Annotated in this window: 10 protein-coding genes; 8 read left to right on the forward strand and 2 right to left on the reverse strand. The window is 70.4% G+C overall.

All coding sequences use genetic code 11. The annotated features are described in order from the left end of the window. Positions 1–101 precede the first annotated feature (101 nt). The 4 genes from ACFVZH_RS27995 to ACFVZH_RS28010 all read left to right on the forward strand — a co-directional run bounded on the left by ACFVZH_RS27995 (position 102) and on the right by ACFVZH_RS28010 (position 4,648). The gene (locus ACFVZH_RS27995) at positions 102–2,648 is read left to right on the forward strand and encodes a DUF4118 domain-containing protein (protein WP_384901446.1); all 2,547 of its coding nucleotides are present in this window, start codon (positions 102–104) and stop codon (positions 2,646–2,648) included. A 104-nt stretch (positions 2,649–2,752) separates the two neighbouring features. Further along, the gene (locus ACFVZH_RS28000) at positions 2,753–3,439 is read left to right on the forward strand and encodes a response regulator (protein ID WP_384901448.1); all 687 of its coding nucleotides are present in this window, start codon (positions 2,753–2,755) and stop codon (positions 3,437–3,439) included. Between the two features lie 57 nt (positions 3,440–3,496). After that, positions 3,497–3,895: an OB-fold nucleic acid binding domain-containing protein gene (locus tag ACFVZH_RS28005; RefSeq protein WP_073906407.1), complete on the forward strand. Its 399-nt coding sequence runs from the start codon at positions 3,497–3,499 to the stop codon at positions 3,893–3,895. A 3-nt stretch (positions 3,896–3,898) separates the two neighbouring features. Beyond that, entirely contained in the window at positions 3,899–4,648 is a 750-nt protein-coding gene (locus ACFVZH_RS28010; protein WP_366305509.1) for a DUF3159 domain-containing protein, read from the forward strand. 99 nt (positions 4,649–4,747) lie between these two features. Here the strand turns inward: ACFVZH_RS28010 and ACFVZH_RS28015 are convergent, their stop codons facing one another. Both ACFVZH_RS28015 and ACFVZH_RS28020 read right to left on the reverse strand, forming a co-directional pair. Beyond that, a complete protein-coding gene (locus ACFVZH_RS28015; protein ID WP_384901450.1) occupies positions 4,748–5,425 on the reverse strand; it encodes a potassium channel family protein in 678 nt (225 codons plus the stop codon). Continuing rightward, complete coding sequence (locus tag ACFVZH_RS28020; protein WP_041131658.1) at positions 5,425–6,093, reverse strand: TrkA family potassium uptake protein; 669 nt, start codon at positions 6,091–6,093, stop codon at positions 5,425–5,427. The genes ACFVZH_RS28015 and ACFVZH_RS28020 overlap by 1 nt, the downstream gene beginning before the upstream one ends. A 234-nt stretch (positions 6,094–6,327) precedes the next feature. Between ACFVZH_RS28020 and ACFVZH_RS28025 the strand changes: the two genes are divergently transcribed. The 4 genes from ACFVZH_RS28025 (at position 6,328) to ACFVZH_RS28040 (ending at position 14,624) form a co-directional block, all read left to right on the forward strand. After that, a complete protein-coding gene (locus tag ACFVZH_RS28025) occupies positions 6,328–8,379 on the forward strand; it encodes an APC family permease (protein ID WP_384901451.1) in 2,052 nt (683 codons plus the stop codon). A 60-nt stretch (positions 8,380–8,439) separates the two neighbouring features. After that, positions 8,440–9,759 (forward strand): class I SAM-dependent RNA methyltransferase, encoded by a 1,320-nt coding sequence (locus ACFVZH_RS28030; RefSeq protein ID WP_384901453.1) that lies wholly within the window; start codon positions 8,440–8,442, stop codon positions 9,757–9,759. 651 nt (positions 9,760–10,410) lie between these two features. Next, positions 10,411–13,575 carry a BTAD domain-containing putative transcriptional regulator gene (locus ACFVZH_RS28035; RefSeq protein WP_384901455.1) on the forward strand — a complete coding sequence of 1,055 codons (3,165 nt, stop codon included), beginning with the start codon at positions 10,411–10,413 and terminating at the stop codon, positions 13,573–13,575. Further along, a complete protein-coding gene (locus ACFVZH_RS28040; protein ID WP_384901457.1) occupies positions 13,572–14,624 on the forward strand; it encodes an alpha/beta hydrolase-fold protein in 1,053 nt (350 codons plus the stop codon). The genes ACFVZH_RS28035 and ACFVZH_RS28040 overlap by 4 nt, the downstream gene beginning before the upstream one ends. The last annotated feature ends 58 nt before the right edge of the window (positions 14,625–14,682 follow it).

The following is a 14,682-nucleotide window of genomic DNA, read 5'->3' on the forward strand; positions in this document are numbered from 1 at the left end:
CATCGCGGTCCGGCGGAATCGACATCAGAATCACGTCAATACCGCACCGGGGCATCTCCCCGCGGACGGAATGTCCGATTGGCTGGACGTATGGTCGACCCATGGGACGCGGCAAGCTTCGGATCTACCTCGGCGCTGCGCCGGGCGTCGGCAAGACCTACGCGATGCTCTCCGAGGGGCACCGGCGGGTGGAGCGCGGCACGGACTGCGTGGTGGCCTTCGTGGAGCACCACGGCCGGCCGCGTACGGAGGTCATGCTGCACGGCCTGGAGCAGGTACCGCGCCGCGCCCTGGACTACCGGGGGACCGCCTTCACCGAGATGGACGTCGACGCGGTCCTGGCCCGCCGTCCGGCCGTCGCCCTCGTCGACGAGCTCGCCCACACGAACGTGCCGGGCTCCCGGAACCCCAAGCGGTGGCAGGACGTCGCCGAGCTCCTCGCGGCCGGCATCGACGTCGTGTCGACGGTCAACATCCAGCACCTGGAGTCGCTGGGGGACGTCGTCGAGTCGATCACCGGGGTGCGGCAGCGGGAGACCGTCCCCGACGAGACCGTGCGCCGGGCGGACCAGATCGAACTGGTCGACATGAGCCCGGAGGCGCTGCGCCGCCGGATGGCCCACGGCAACGTCTACACCTCGGACAAGGTCGACGCGGCCCTCTCCAACTACTTCCGCCCCGGCAACCTCACCGCCCTGCGCGAGCTGGCCCTGCTGTGGACCGCCGACCGGGTCGACGAGTACCTCCAGCAGTACCGGGGCGAGCACAACATCCGCTCCACCTGGCAGGCCCGCGAGCGGATCGTCGTCGGCCTGACCGGCGGACCCGAGGGGCGCACCCTGATACGGCGGGCGACCCGGCTCGCGGAGAAGGGCGCCGGAGGCGAGGTCCTCGCCGTCTACATAGCCCGCAGCGACGGACTCACCGCGGCCTCGCCGAAGGAGCTGGCCGTCCAGCGCACCCTGGTGGAGGACCTCGGCGGAACCTTTCACCACGTCATCGGCGACGACATCCCCTCCGCCCTCCTGGAGTTCTCCCGCGGGGTCAACGCCACCCAGATCGTCCTCGGCTCCAGCCGCCGCCGCACCTGGCAGTACATGCTCGGACCCGGCGTCGGCCAGACCGTGGCCCGGGACTCCGGGCCGGACCTCGACGTCCACATCGTCACCCACGGCGAGGTCGCCAAGGGGAGGGGCCTGCCGGTCGCGCGCGGGGGCCGGCTCGGCCGGTCCCGCATCCTCGGGGGCTGGGTCGTCGGCGTCGCGGGCCCCGCCGCCCTCGCCCTGCTCCTCACCCATGTCGACGCCGACCTCGGGCTCGCCAACGACATGCTGCTCTTCCTCGCCCTGACGGTCTCCGCGGCCCTCCTCGGCGGGTTCGTGCCGGCGCTCGCCTCGGCCGTCGCCGGCTCCCTCCTCCTCAACTGGTTCTTCACCCCGCCCATCCACCGGCTGACCATCGCCGACCCCAAGAACATCGTCGCCATCGCCGTCTTCCTCGGCGTCGCGATGTCGGTCGCCTCGGTGGTCGACCTGGCCGCGCGCCGCACCCACCAGGCCGCCCGGCTGCGTGCCGAGTCCGAGGTGCTCTCCTACCTCGCGGGCAGCGTGCTGCGCGGCGAGACCAGCCTGGAAGCACTCCTCGAACGGGTCCGCGAGACCTTCTCCATGGAGTCGGTGGCCCTCCTGGAGCGGGCGGACGACATCGAGCCGTGGACGCGGGCGGCCAGCGTGGGCCCCCACCCGGCGGCCCGGCCGGACGACGCCGACGTCGACATGCCGGTCGGCGACCACCTTGCCCTCGCCCTCACCGGCCGTGTGCTGCCCGCGGAGGACCGGCGGGTGCTGGGCGCCTTCGCCGCCCAGGCCGCCGTCGTCCTCGACCGCCAGCGTCTGGTGGGCGAGGCCGAGAAGGCCAGGAAGCAGGCCGAGGCCAACAAGATCCGTACGTCCCTGCTGGCCGCCGTCAGCCACGACCTGCGGACCCCCCTCGCGAGCATCAAGGCATCCGTCTCCTCGCTCCGCTCCGACGACGTCGAATGGTCGGAGGAGGACCGGGCCGAGCTCCTGGAGGGCATCGAGGCCGGCGCGGACCGCCTGGACCACCTCGTCGGCAACCTCCTCGACATGTCCCGGCTCCAGACCGGCACCGTCACCCCGCTGATCCGGACCGTCGACCTCGACGAGGTCGTCCCCATGGCCCTCGGGGGAGTCCCGGACGGCAGCGCCGAACTGGACATCCCCGAGTCGCTGCCGATGGTGCAGGTCGACAAGGGCCTCCTGGAGCGGGCCGTCGCCAACATCGTGGAGAACGCCGTGAAGTACAGCCCCGAGGGCATGCCCGTCGCCGTCGCCGCCAGCACGCTGGGGGACCGGGTCGAGCTCCGGGTCGTGGACCGCGGTCCCGGTGTGCCCGACGAGGCCAAGGACGGCATCTTCGAGCCCTTCCAGCGTTTCGGCGACGCCCCGCGCGGCTCCGGCGTCGGTCTCGGCCTCGCGGTGGCCCGCGGCTTCGTCGAGTCGATGGGCGGGACCCTCGGTGCCGAGGACACCCCCGGCGGCGGGCTGACCATGGTCCTCACCCTCCGGGCCGCCCCGGGCGGAACCCCCGCGTCCCCCGCCGACCTCCCGTCCCACGCTGCGACCTGACCTGACCTGACCTGACCCGGCCCCCCGCGAGCCCCGGCCGCCCCGTACCCCACCCCCGCACCCCGTCCCGTACAGCAGCTTCCAGCAGAAGGTAGGCCCCCTCCATGACCCGGGTCCTCGTGGTCGACGACGAGCCGCAGATCGTCCGCGCCCTGGTGATCAACCTCAAGGCGCGGAAGTACGAGGTCGACGCCGCACCCGACGGTGCCACCGCCCTCCGGCTCGCCGCCGAACGCCACCCCGACGTCGTCGTCCTCGACCTCGGCCTGCCCGACATGGACGGCGTCGAGGTCATCAAGGGCCTGCGCGGCTGGACGCGGGTGCCGATCCTGGTCCTCTCGGCCCGGCAGACCTCCGACGAGAAGGTCGAGGCGCTCGACGCGGGCGCCGACGACTACGTCACCAAGCCCTTCGGCATGGACGAACTCCTCGCCCGGCTGCGCGCGGCCGTCCGCCGGGCCGAGCCGGTCGGCGGCGCCGAGGACGGGGTCGTCGTGGTCGAGGCGGAGGGCTTCACCGTCGACCTGGCGGCGAAGAAGGTCCACCGCGACGGGCGGGACGTCCGGCTCACCCCCACCGAGTGGCACCTCCTCGAAGTCCTCGTCCGCAACAGCGGCCGCCTGGTCAGCCAGAAGCAGCTGCTCCAGGAGGTCTGGGGACCCTCGTACGGCACCGAGACCAACTATCTCCGCGTGTACATGGCGCAGCTGCGCCGCAAGCTGGAGGCCGACCCCTCGCACCCGCGCCATTTCGTCACCGAACCGGGCATGGGGTACCGCTTCGAACGGTGAACGGAGCGCCCGGCCGGCGCCGGTTCCGGTGACAGCGGCGGCCGGTACGCTTTCTGTATGAGTGCTGCACCGCGTACAGAGAAGCCGGCCGGTCGGTTCCGCCGGATGCTCGACCGGCTCTCCTCCTCCCCGGAGGACCTGGAGTCGGAGGAGCTCCAGGAGGACGCCGAAGCGTCGGGGTGCACACGTATCTGCGACTGCTCCGACCGACAGATAGTCAAGGTGACTGGTACCTTGCGCACGGTCACGCTGCGTCCCCGGGCCGGTGTACCCGCGCTGGAGGCCGAACTGTTCGACGGCACGGCACCGCTCGACGTCGTGTGGCTCGGCCGGCGCTCCATCGTGGGCATCGAGCCGGGCCGCAAGCTGATCGCCTCCGGCCGGATCTCCATGAGCCACGGCCGGCGGGTCCTCTTCAACCCCAAATACGAGCTCCGACCGCTCGGACAGGAGTAGCCGGTGACGTCCCTCGACAAGCCGACCGCGGACCGGTCGACCCCGGACCAGGACGCCCAGGCCGACAAGGCGGTGACCGAGGCCGCGCTCTTCGAAGCCTTCGGCGGTCTTCGCGGCATGATCGAGACGGTCGTGCCCGGCCTGCTGTTCGTCACGATCTTCACGATCAACAAGGACCTGCACGTCTCGGCGATCGCCGCGCTCGCGGTCTCGCTGGTCCTGGTCGCCGTCCGGCTGATCCGCCGCGACACCGTCAAGCACGCCTTCAGCGGCGTCTTCGGGGTCGCCTTCGGCGTCGTCTTCGCGATGATGACGGGCAACGCCAAGGACTTCTACCTGCCCGGCATGCTGTACACCCTGGGCCTCGCCCTCGCGTACATCGTCACCGCGCTCGCCGGAGTACCCCTGATCGGCCTGATCCTCGGCCCGGTCTTCAAGGAGAACCTCTCCTGGCGCACCCGCAACCCGGGCCGGAAGAAGGCGTACACGAAGGCCAGCTGGGCCTGGGGCCTCATCCTGCTCGGCAAGTGCGCGATCCTCTTCCCCATGTACTGGTGGGCCGACACGACCAAGTTCGGCTGGGTCCTGGTCGCCCTGAAGATCCCGCCGTTCCTGCTCGCCGTCTACCTCACCTGGGTGTTCCTCGCGAAGGCCCCGGCGCCGATCGACGTCTTCGCCGAGATGGAGGCCGAGGAGCGCGCCGAGAAGGAGCGCAAGGCGGCCGCCGCCGCGCAGACCCACCCGGAGTCCTGAGCACCACGGGACCCGCGGAAGCACGCGTACGGGGAAGGGCCCGGACCTGTTCCCAGGTCCGGGCCCTTCCCCGTGGCCGTACGCGTACGGCCGGAGCCGTCAGGACTCGGTGGGCTCGCGGCGGACCTGAAGCAGGTCCTCCAGCTGCTCCTCGCGGGCCTGCGCGGCCACGAACAGCAGCTCGTCGCCGGCCTCCAGGGTCTCCTCGGGGCTCGGCGTCAGCACCCGCGAACCGCGGATGATCGTCACCAGCGAGGTGTCCTGCGGCCAGGCCACGTCCCCCACGGAGGTGCCGGCGACCGCCGACTCCGGCGGGAGCGTCAGCTCGACCAGGTTCGCGTCGCCGTGGCTGAAGCGGAGCAGCCGGACCAGGTCGCCGACGCTCACCGCCTCCTCCACCAGGGCCGACATCAGACGCGGCGTCGAAACGGCCACGTCCACGCCCCAGGACTCGTTGAACAGCCACTCGTTCTTCGGGTTGTTCACCCGGGCGACCACGCGCGGCACGCCGTACTCGGTCTTGGCGAGCAGCGAGACGACCAGGTTCACCTTGTCGTCGCCGGTCGCCGCGATCACCACGTTGCAGCGCTGGAGCGCCGCCTCGTCGAGCGAGGTGATCTCGCAGGCGTCGGCCAGCAGCCACTCCGCCTGCGGCACCCGCTCCACCGAGATGGCGGTCGGCGCCTTGTCGACGAGCAGGACCTCGTGACCGTTCTCCAGCAGCTCGCCCGCGATGGAACGGCCCACCGCACCCGCGCCCGCAATAGCGACACGCATCAGTGACCGCCCTCCTCGGGACCCTCGGCGAAGGCCGCCTCGACCTTCGCGATCTCGTCCGTACGCATCATCACGTGCACCAGGTCACCTTCCTGGAGCACCGTCTGCGAGGTCGGCAGAATCGCTTCGCCCAGCCGGGTGAGGAAGGCGACACGGACGCCGGTCTCCTCCTGGAGCCGGCTCACCTTGTGACCGATCCACGCGGGGGAGGTGTGCACCTCGGCGAGCTGCACCCCGCCGCTCGGGTCGCGCCACAGCGGCTCCGCGCCGGAGGGCAGCAGCCGCCGCAGCATCTGGTCGGCGGTCCAGCGGACCGTCGCGACCGTCGGGATCCCCAGGCGCTGGTAGACCTCGGCACGGCGCGGGTCGTAGATCCGCGCCGCCACGTTCTCGATGCCGAACATCTCGCGCGCGACCCGCGCCGCGATGATGTTCGAGTTGTCGCCGCTGCTCACCGCGGCGAAGGCACCGGCCTCCTCGATCCCCGCCTCACGCAGCGTGTCCTGGTCGAAGCCCACGCCCGTGACGCGCCGACCGCCGAAACCCGACCCCAGGCGGCGGAAGGCCGTCGGGTCCTGGTCCACGACCGCGACGGTGTGCCCCTGCTGTTCGAGGGTCTGCGCGAGGGCGGCGCCCACTCGCCCGCAGCCCATGATGACGATGTGCACGTCCCCTTACCCCGCACTCCTGATCGCCTTACTGACCTGCGAAAACACCCTGCTCACAACTTTCCTCGCCCGATGCGCCCGGGCCGCGGCCGGCAAACCCCTGCCGGGTTGCCCGGTCCGAGCTTATGCGGCAACGCTGGCCGGGACCTCATCCGAGGTGGTACTCAGGGAGATTCGGTGCCGATCGGGGGTGCCGGTACACGTGGCTCTTTTCGAACGCTTACGATCCTCTCCGTGTCCAAACTGACCGACGTGCCCAAACGGATCCTGATCGGGCGGGCCCTGCGCAGCGACAAGCTCGGAGAGACCCTTCTCTCGAAGCGGATCGCCCTCCCCGTCTTCGCCTCCGACCCCCTCTCCTCGGTGGCGTACGCACCCGGCGAGGTGCTGCTCGTCCTCTCCGTCGCCGGCCTGTCGGCCTACCACTTCAGCCCGTGGATCGCACTCGCGGTCGTCGTCCTGATGTTCACGGTGGTCGCGTCCTACCGGCAGAACGTCCACGCGTACCCGAGCGGCGGCGGCGACTACGAGGTCGCCAACACCAACCTCGGGCCGAAGGCCGGACTCACCGTGGCGAGCGCCCTGCTCGTCGACTACGTCCTCACCGTCGCGGTGTCGATCTCCTCGGGCATCGAGAACCTCGGCTCGGCGGTCCCCTTCGTCGTCGAGCACAAGGTGGCCTGCGCGGTCGCCGTGATCGTGCTGCTCACCGTGATGAACCTGCGCGGAGTGAAGGAGTCGGGCTCCCTCTTCGCGATCCCGACGTACGTCTTCGTCGCCGGCGTCTTCATCATGATCCTCTGGGGCGCGTACCGGGGCATCGTCCTCGACGACACCATGAAGGCGCCCACCGCCGACTTCGAGATCAAGGCCGAGCACGAGGGGCTGGCCGGCTTCGCGCTCGTCTTCCTGCTGCTGCGCGCGTTCTCCTCCGGCTGTGCCGCGCTCACCGGCGTCGAGGCCATCTCCAACGGCGTCCCGGCCTTCCGCAAGCCGAAGTCGAAGAACGCCGCCACCACGCTCGCCCTCATGGGCGGCCTGGCCGTCACCATGTTCTGCGGCATCATCTTCCTCGCCATGGCCACCGACGTGCGCATGGCCGAGAAGCCCGCCGAGGACCTGCTGCACAACGGCGTGCCGCTCGGCGAGGGCTACGTCCAGGACCCCGTCATCTCCCAGGTCGCGGCCGCCGTCTTCGGCGACGGAACGTTCTTGTTCATCGTCCTCGCCGCCGCCACCGCGCTCGTCCTCTTCCTGGCCGCCAACACCGCGTACAACGGCTTCCCGCTCCTCGGCTCGATCCTCGCCCAGGACCGCTACCTGCCGCGCCAGCTGCACACCCGCGGCGACCGCCTCGCCTTCTCCAACGGCATCGTGCTCCTCGCCGGCGCCGCCGCCCTCCTCGTCTGGGTCTACGGAGCCGACTCGACCCGGCTGATCCAGCTGTACATCGTCGGCGTCTTCGTCTCCTTCACCCTCAGCCAGATCGGCATGGTCCGGCACTGGAACCGGCACCTGAAGACGGAACGCGAGCCCGCCAAGCGCCGCCACATGATCCGCTCCCGCGCGATCAACGCCTTCGGCGCCTTCTTCACCGGCCTCGTCCTCGTCGTCGTCCTCGCCACCAAGTTCACCCACGGCGCCTGGGTCGCCCTGCTCGGCATGGTGATCTTCTACGGCACGATGACCGCGATCCGACGGCACTACGACTCCGTCGCCGCCGAGATCGCCGCCGCCGAGGAACGGCCCGACGAGTACGTGCGCCCCTCCCGGGTCCGCTCCATCGTCCTCGTCTCCAAGCTCCACAAGCCCACCCTGCGCGCCCTGGCCTACGCCAAGCTCATGCACGCCAGCGAGCTGGAGGCGCTGACCGTCAACGTCGACCCGGTCGAGACGAAGGCGCTCAAGGAGGAGTGGGAGCGACGCAGCATCAACGTCCCGCTCAAGATCCTCGACTCGCCGTACCGCGAGATCACCCGGCCGGTCATCGAGTACGTCAAGAGCCTCCGCCGCGAGAGCCCGCGCGACGCCGTCTCCGTCTACATCCCCGAGTACGTCGTCGGCCACTGGTACGAGCACCTGCTCCACAACCAGAGCGCCCTGCGCCTCAAGGGCCGGCTGCTCTTCACCCCCGGCGTCATGGTGACCTCGGTCCCCTACCAGCTCCAGTCCTCCGAGGCCGCGAAGAAGCGGGCCCGCAAGCGCCAGGAGTGGAACGCGCCCGGATCGGTCCGCCGCGGACCGGTGGAGAAGCGCCAGAAGGAACCGGCCTCGAAGAACAACTAGACTGGTGGGCTGCCGTGCAAACGGCAGCCCACTGTTACTTCCCCTTGGAGACTCCCCGCCATGCAGAACACCCCTGTTTCGTCGTTGGTCGGGGAGGAGTACGAGGTGGAGGTCGGTCCGGTGGCCCACGGAGGCCACTGCATCGCCCGCACCGAGGAGGGCCGCGTCCTCTTCGTCCGCCACGCACTGCCCGGCGAGAAGGTCGTCGCCCGCGTCACCGAGGGCGAGGAGACCTCCCGCTTCCTGCGCGCCGACGCGGTCACCATCCTCGACGCCTCCAAGGACCGCGTCGAGGCCCCCTGCCCCTTCGCGGGCCCCGGCAAGTGCGGCGGCTGCGACTGGCAGCACGCCAAGCCCGGCGCCCAGCGCCGCCTCAAGGGCGAGGTCATCGCCGAGCAGCTCCTGCGCCTCGCCGGCCTCACCCCCGAGCAGGCCGGCTGGGACGGCACCGTCATGCCGGCCGAGGGCGACAAGCTCCCCTCCGGCGAGGTCCCGCAGTGGCGCACCCGCGTCCAGTACGCGATCGACGCCGAGGGCCACGCGGGCCTGCGCAAGCACCGCTCCCACGAGGTCGAGATCATCGACCACTGCATGATCGCCGCCCAGGGCGTCTCGGAACTCGGCATCGAGAAGCGCACCTGGGAGGGCATGGCCTCCGTCGAGGCCATCGCCGCCTCCGGCTCGCACGACCGCCAGGTCATCCTCACCCCCCGCCCCGGCGCCCGCCTCCCCCTCGTCGAGCTCGACAAGCCCGTCTCCGTGATGCGCGTCGACGAGAAGGACGGCGGCGTCCACCGCGTCCACGGCCGCGCCTTCGTCCGCGAGCGCGCCGACGAGCGCACCCACCGCGTCGGCAACGGCGGCTTCTGGCAGGTCCACCCGAAGGCCGCCGACACCCTCATGAAGGCCGTCATGCAGGGCCTCCTCCCGCGCAAGGGCGACACCGCCCTCGACCTCTACTGCGGCGTCGGCCTCTTCGCGGGCGCCCTCGCCGACCGCGTCGGCGAGCAGGGCGCCGTCCTCGGCATCGAATCCGGCAAGCGCGCCGTCGAGGACGCCCGCCACAACCTCGCCGACTTCCCCCGCGTCCGCATCGAACAGGGCAAGGTCGAATCGGTCCTCCCGCGCACCGGCATCACCGAGGTCGACCTCATCGTCCTCGACCCCCCGCGCGCCGGCGCCGGCCAGCAGACCGTCCACCACCTCGCCAACCTCGGCGCCCGCCGCATCGCCTACGTCGCCTGCGACCCCGCCGCCCTCGCCCGCGACCTCGCCTACTTCAGCGCCCGCGGCTACAAGGTCCGCACCCTCCGCGCCTTCGACCTCTTCCCGATGACCCACCACGTGGAGTGCGTGGCGATCCTGGAGCCGGCGAAGTAAGCCGCTCCGTCTTGACGCTCCGCCGGTCGCGCGATTCCTGTCGGGTGTGCGTGGCCGGTGGCCGGGGGCAGGAGCGGTCCTTGGTGTGAAGGCAGGCGTCGTGTAGGGGCGGGGACCGGTCGCCGAGGTGTTGACTGCCCGCGCCGGCGCTCGCTTGTCTCTCGGTGCTTACGCTCCGTCACGCTCGGTGGGGTTCGGGGGCTGTGGATGCCTGGCCGTCTCTGAGTGATCGTCAGCTTGGCGAGCCGTCGCGGGTGTTGGGTTCTCGGGGGCGCGCTGTGCGGCCTTGGTAGGGACTTCGCTGTCCAGGATGAGCGTGCCGCTCGCGCGGCGACGCCGGCCTCGGGGGAGCTGTCCGTGGGCTCGGCACCCCTGTGTCCGATGGGGAACGATGCGACGGCATCCATGAAGTCTGCCGCGGTCTCGGGCGACTCCTGCCTCGGCGGAGCGGGTGGAGGTGGTGGGACGACGGTGCCGGGGGTGCGGGGTCGAGGGGCTGTTCGAGCGGGCTGTGATGTCGCGGCTGAGCATGTTCTGTTGACGCGCGTTGGGCGGTTCGCGCAGATAAGCTTGGAACCCACGGTGGGTGGCTGAAAATGTTTGACACTGCTGGTCACGCCTCCGTAGGATCACAAGGTTCTGTGCGAAAGTTTGTTCCTGTTACAGGAATTGCTCAAATTCTGTGGCAGCGTCCACCAGGTCGGCCGAGAAGCGCGTGCGGACTGCGATCGGTGCCGGCTGACGGTCGGGCTGCTGTCCGATCGGGGGAACAGAATGGTCAAGCATGCCCGCACTCCGTTGGCCGGCGTGGAACATCCGGACGGGAACTCCTTACTGCGGTATCAGGTTCTGGGACCTGTGCGGCTCCTCAGGGGCGACGTCCCTCTTGCCGTCGGAGGCCCGAGGCAACAGCGGGTGCTGGCGACGTTGCTCATGGAGGCGAACCATGTCGTTCCCCTGTCCCGCCTGATCGACACGGCCTGGCAGGACTCGCCCTCGACGGCGCGCAGCCAGATCCAGACGAGCATCTCCCGCCTGCGTCGCGCCTTATCCACAACGGACGGCCAGGGACCGATCGTCACTCAGGGTGCCGACTACCTTCTGCGCGTCAAGCCGGATCAGCTGGACAGTATGGCCTTCCAGGACCTCGTCGCCTCGGCACACGCCTCGGCGGCCAAGGGATTCCACGATCGGGCTGTGACAGATCTACGCGCGGCACTGGCGTTGTGGTGCGGTCCCGCTCTGGCCGGCATGCAGGACAGCGGCATCCTGGAGTCCTGGGCGGGCTCCCTGGAGGAGGCCCGGCTTGCCGCCATGGAGGCTTGTCTGCGATTCGAGATCCGACGGGGGCGGCACGCCGAGATCGTCAGCGAGCTGATGGAGTCGGCCGAGTCCCACCCGCTGCGGGAAGGGTTTCAAGGGCTGCTCATGCAGGCCCTGTACCTGTCGCAGCGTCAGGCGGAGGCGCTGGCCGTGTACCGGCAGACGCGGCAGCGCCTCATCGAACAACTGGGAGTGGAGCCCGGCAGCCGGTTACGCAGGCTCGAAGCCGAGATCCTCGCGGGAGACACGACGAGTTGGGGGCCGTCGGGTCAGGCCGGAGGCGTGCTGCTGAACGTCCGGGCGGCGTCTGTCAAGGAGACGGTTCCGCAACTCCTGCCGAACGGGCTGCCCGACTTCGTGGGACGCACGCGGCAGATCCAGCGCCTTGCGCAGCGGCTGGTGTCGCCCGAAGGGGACGAGAACGGTTCGCCGCCGATGGTGGTCCTGCACGGCCGGGGCGGTTCCGGCAAGAGTGCGCTGGCACTGCGCGTGGCGCACGCCGTCCGCGAGCATTTTCCGGACGGACAGCTGTACGCGGACATGCAGGGGATGTCCCTCCAGCCGATGGAGCCCGCGCGGCTTCTCTGGAGCTTCCTCCGGGCACTCGGCGTCGACGCCGGGGACATCCCCGAGGAGCTTGACGGCAGGGCGCGGTTGTTCCGGTCGCTTCTCGAGCACCGTCGGATGCTCGTCGTGATCGACGATCTCCCGCCCGATGTCGAACCCCTGGGGCTGTTGGCCACGGGGCCGGGCAGCGCGGTCATTCTCAACTGCCGGTCGCGTCTGCCGGCAGCCCCCGGAATGGTCATGGAAGAGGTCAGGTCCCTGGACAGCGAGGAGGCGGTCGAGCTCCTCGGGCGTATCGCAGGGGCCTCGCGGGTCGCGACGGAGTGGCAGGCCGCCCATGTGATCGCGCAGCTTTGCGACCGGCTTCCGCTGGCCTTGCGGATCGTGGGGTCCCGGCTGGCGATCCGACCGGACTGGCGCCTTGAGGAGATGGTGCGCCGACTGGGCAACGAACCCAGCAGGCTGGGAGAGCTGATCCACGGAGGGCTCGCGGTGCGCACCTCCCTGGCGATGGTGTACCGATGCCTCACCCCCGAGGCGCAGCGGCTGATGCGGCGCCTGGCCGCTCTGGAGATCCCGACCTTCGGCTGCTGGGTGGCCGACGCGGTCCTGCGCCGCAGTGGCATCGACGCCTGCGTACCGCTCAGGGAGCTGCGGGACGCCCATCTGATCGAGGCCGTCGACGCCGACGGCACGGACGAGTCCCAGTTCAGGTTCCACGACCTGGTCCGGGTCTTCGCCCGTGAGGTCTCGCAGATCGAGGAGTCCGAGGAGGAGATCGCGAGGAGTAAGCGGGACCTCATCGAGACCTATCTCGCGCTCGCCCGGAAGGCGCACTGTGCCGAGTACGGCGGCAACTACACGTTGCTGCACGGCCAGGGCGGACTGAGGGAGCCGCGTATCGTCCCCGCCTCCCTGCTGCGGGCACCACTGCAGTGGATGGACAAGGAGCGAACCAATCTCATGTGGGCCTCCCGGGAGGCCGCCCGCGGTGGCGCCGACGAGGTGAGCTGGGATCTCGCGGTGGTCATGGTCACCCTCTTCGAGACCCTCGGCTACTACGACGAGTGGCACATCACGCACACCGAGGCCCTCAACGCCGTACGCAGGGCAGGCAACAGGCGAGGTGAGGCGGCTCTGCTCTCCTCGCTGGGAGCGCTGCACATCTTCCGCCACGACCTGGCGGGGGCCGATGTCCTGCTGCGACAGGCACTCGAGATCTTCGGGGAGCTGGGGGAGGAGCACGGCCGAGCCCTGGTGCTGCGCAACGTGGCGTACCTCCAACGCCTCGCCGGGGACATGGAGACAGCGCGAGGGACGTACCAAGAGGCGCTGGCCGGCTGTCGCGCCGCCGGTGATCTGGCGGCAGAGGCCCACATTCTCATCAACATGGCCCAGATCGACCGAGCCGACGGGCAACAGCACGCAGCCGAGGTCAAGTTGGACCACGCCCTGAAGATATCTCTGGACATCAAGGCCCAACGGGTGGCCGCGCAGGGGCTCTTCCGGCGCGGTGAGGTGTTCCTGCAGAACGGCGAGTTCGAGCAGGCGGACCGTCTGTTCTCCCGTGCGATGGAGATCGTCCGGGCCAGGGGGGACTTCGTCGGCGAAACCCACGTGCTGTACGGACTGGGCGTTTCCGCGCTGCGTCAAGCGCGGTTGGAGGAGGCCGCCGTGTTGCTGGAGACGGGACTGGTCATGGCCGAGTCGGCGGGCACCAAGGCGTTGCGCGGCCAGGTGCTGACCGCCCTCGGCGAGGTGCACACGGCGCGCGGGGAGCACGAGCTGGCCGCACTCCGGTTGCGCGAGGCGGCGGTGTTATGCGGCCGGACCGGAGAGGACGTGGACTCGGACGTCCACTCCGACGACCCGGCCGGGCCGCCCTGCTCGGCACGGCGGTCGCGCCCCAGGGAGCTGACACGATGACGGGGCGGGAGACGGACGGCAGGCCCATGCTCCTGCCGTCCTTGGCCGGCCGCGTACAGGTGGAACGCGTCGACAGCCTTCACCTGCGGGACAATCCGCTGGGCGATCCGAGCGAGCGCACCGTATGGGTCTACCTGCCCGAGCACTACGACCGGGACCGACGGCGTCGGTATCCGGTGGTCTACGTACTCAGCGGCTTCGCCGGGACGGTGCCGATGTGGGGGAACGCGATGCCGTTCGGGCTCACCTTCCCCGAGCAGATCGACCGGTGGACAGCCGGCGCGGAGGAGCGTTCCTGCCTGGTGGTGTTCGTCGACGGCTGGAACAGCTACGGGTGCTCGCAGTACGTGGACTCGCCGGCCAGCGGCCGTTACCACTCCTTCCTGTGCGAGGACGTGGTGTCCCACATCGACCGCAACTTCCGCACCCTGGCCGCCCGCGAGCACCGGGCCGTGATGGGCAAGTCCTCCGGAGGCTTCGGCGCCCTGGTCTCCGTGATGCTGCGCCCTGACCTGTTCGGCGCCGCGGCATCGCACGCCGGCGACGCGCTGTACGAGCACGTGTACCTGCCGGAGTTCCGCAGGGTGCTGCGGACACTGCGCCGGTACGGCGGGCAGGCCGAGGCGTGGCTGAAGGACTTCGGGTCGGGGCTTGTCACCGACCCGGACGAGCTGCCGGTCCTGGTGGCACTGGGCCTTGCCGCCGCGTTCTCGCCGGACGAGAACGGCGCTCCGACGCTGCCGTTCGATCCGGTGACCGGTCCACTCCGTCCGGACGTGTGGGAGCGCTGGCTCGCCTGGGACCCGGTGCGGATGGCTCCGCGGTATTCCCACGTGTGGCCGGACCTGCTGGGGCTGTGGATCGACGCCGGGGAGCGGGACGCCTACTACCTCGACATCGGTGCGACCGCATTGAGACAGGCCGTTCTCGACGCCGGCCTGCGCCCGGACGCGGCCGCGTTCGAAGTGGTGGCCGGCGCCGATCACGACTCGATCCGCGGCCGGATGCTCGGGTCGCTGACCTGGCTGGCGGAGCGGATCGCCCCCTGACGACGAAAGTGCCGGACCCCCTCCGGGGGGAAGGAGAGGGTCCGGCACGCTGGGGGGT

Source organism: Streptomyces sp. NPDC059534, from assembly GCF_042743475.1.
In the GTDB taxonomy this organism is placed as follows: domain Bacteria; phylum Actinomycetota; class Actinomycetes; order Streptomycetales; family Streptomycetaceae; genus Streptomyces.

Excerpts from the sequence above, each read along its gene's own strand:
- ACFVZH_RS28000 (WP_384901448.1), top strand. The coding sequence starts at position 2,753 with ATGACCCGGGTCCTCGTGGTCGACGACGAGCCGCAGATCGTCCGCGCC.
- ACFVZH_RS27995 (WP_384901446.1), top strand. The coding sequence starts at position 102 with ATGGGACGCGGCAAGCTTCGGATCTACCTCGGCGCTGCGCCGGGCGTC.
- ACFVZH_RS28040 (WP_384901457.1), top strand. The coding sequence starts at position 13,572 with ATGACGGGGCGGGAGACGGACGGCAGGCCCATGCTCCTGCCGTCCTTG.
- ACFVZH_RS28015 (WP_384901450.1), bottom strand. The coding sequence starts at position 5,425 with ATGCGTGTCGCTATTGCGGGCGCGGGTGCGGTGGGCCGTTCCATCGCG.
- ACFVZH_RS28030 (WP_384901453.1), top strand. The coding sequence starts at position 8,440 with ATGCAGAACACCCCTGTTTCGTCGTTGGTCGGGGAGGAGTACGAGGTG.
- ACFVZH_RS28005 (WP_073906407.1), top strand. The coding sequence starts at position 3,497 with ATGAGTGCTGCACCGCGTACAGAGAAGCCGGCCGGTCGGTTCCGCCGG.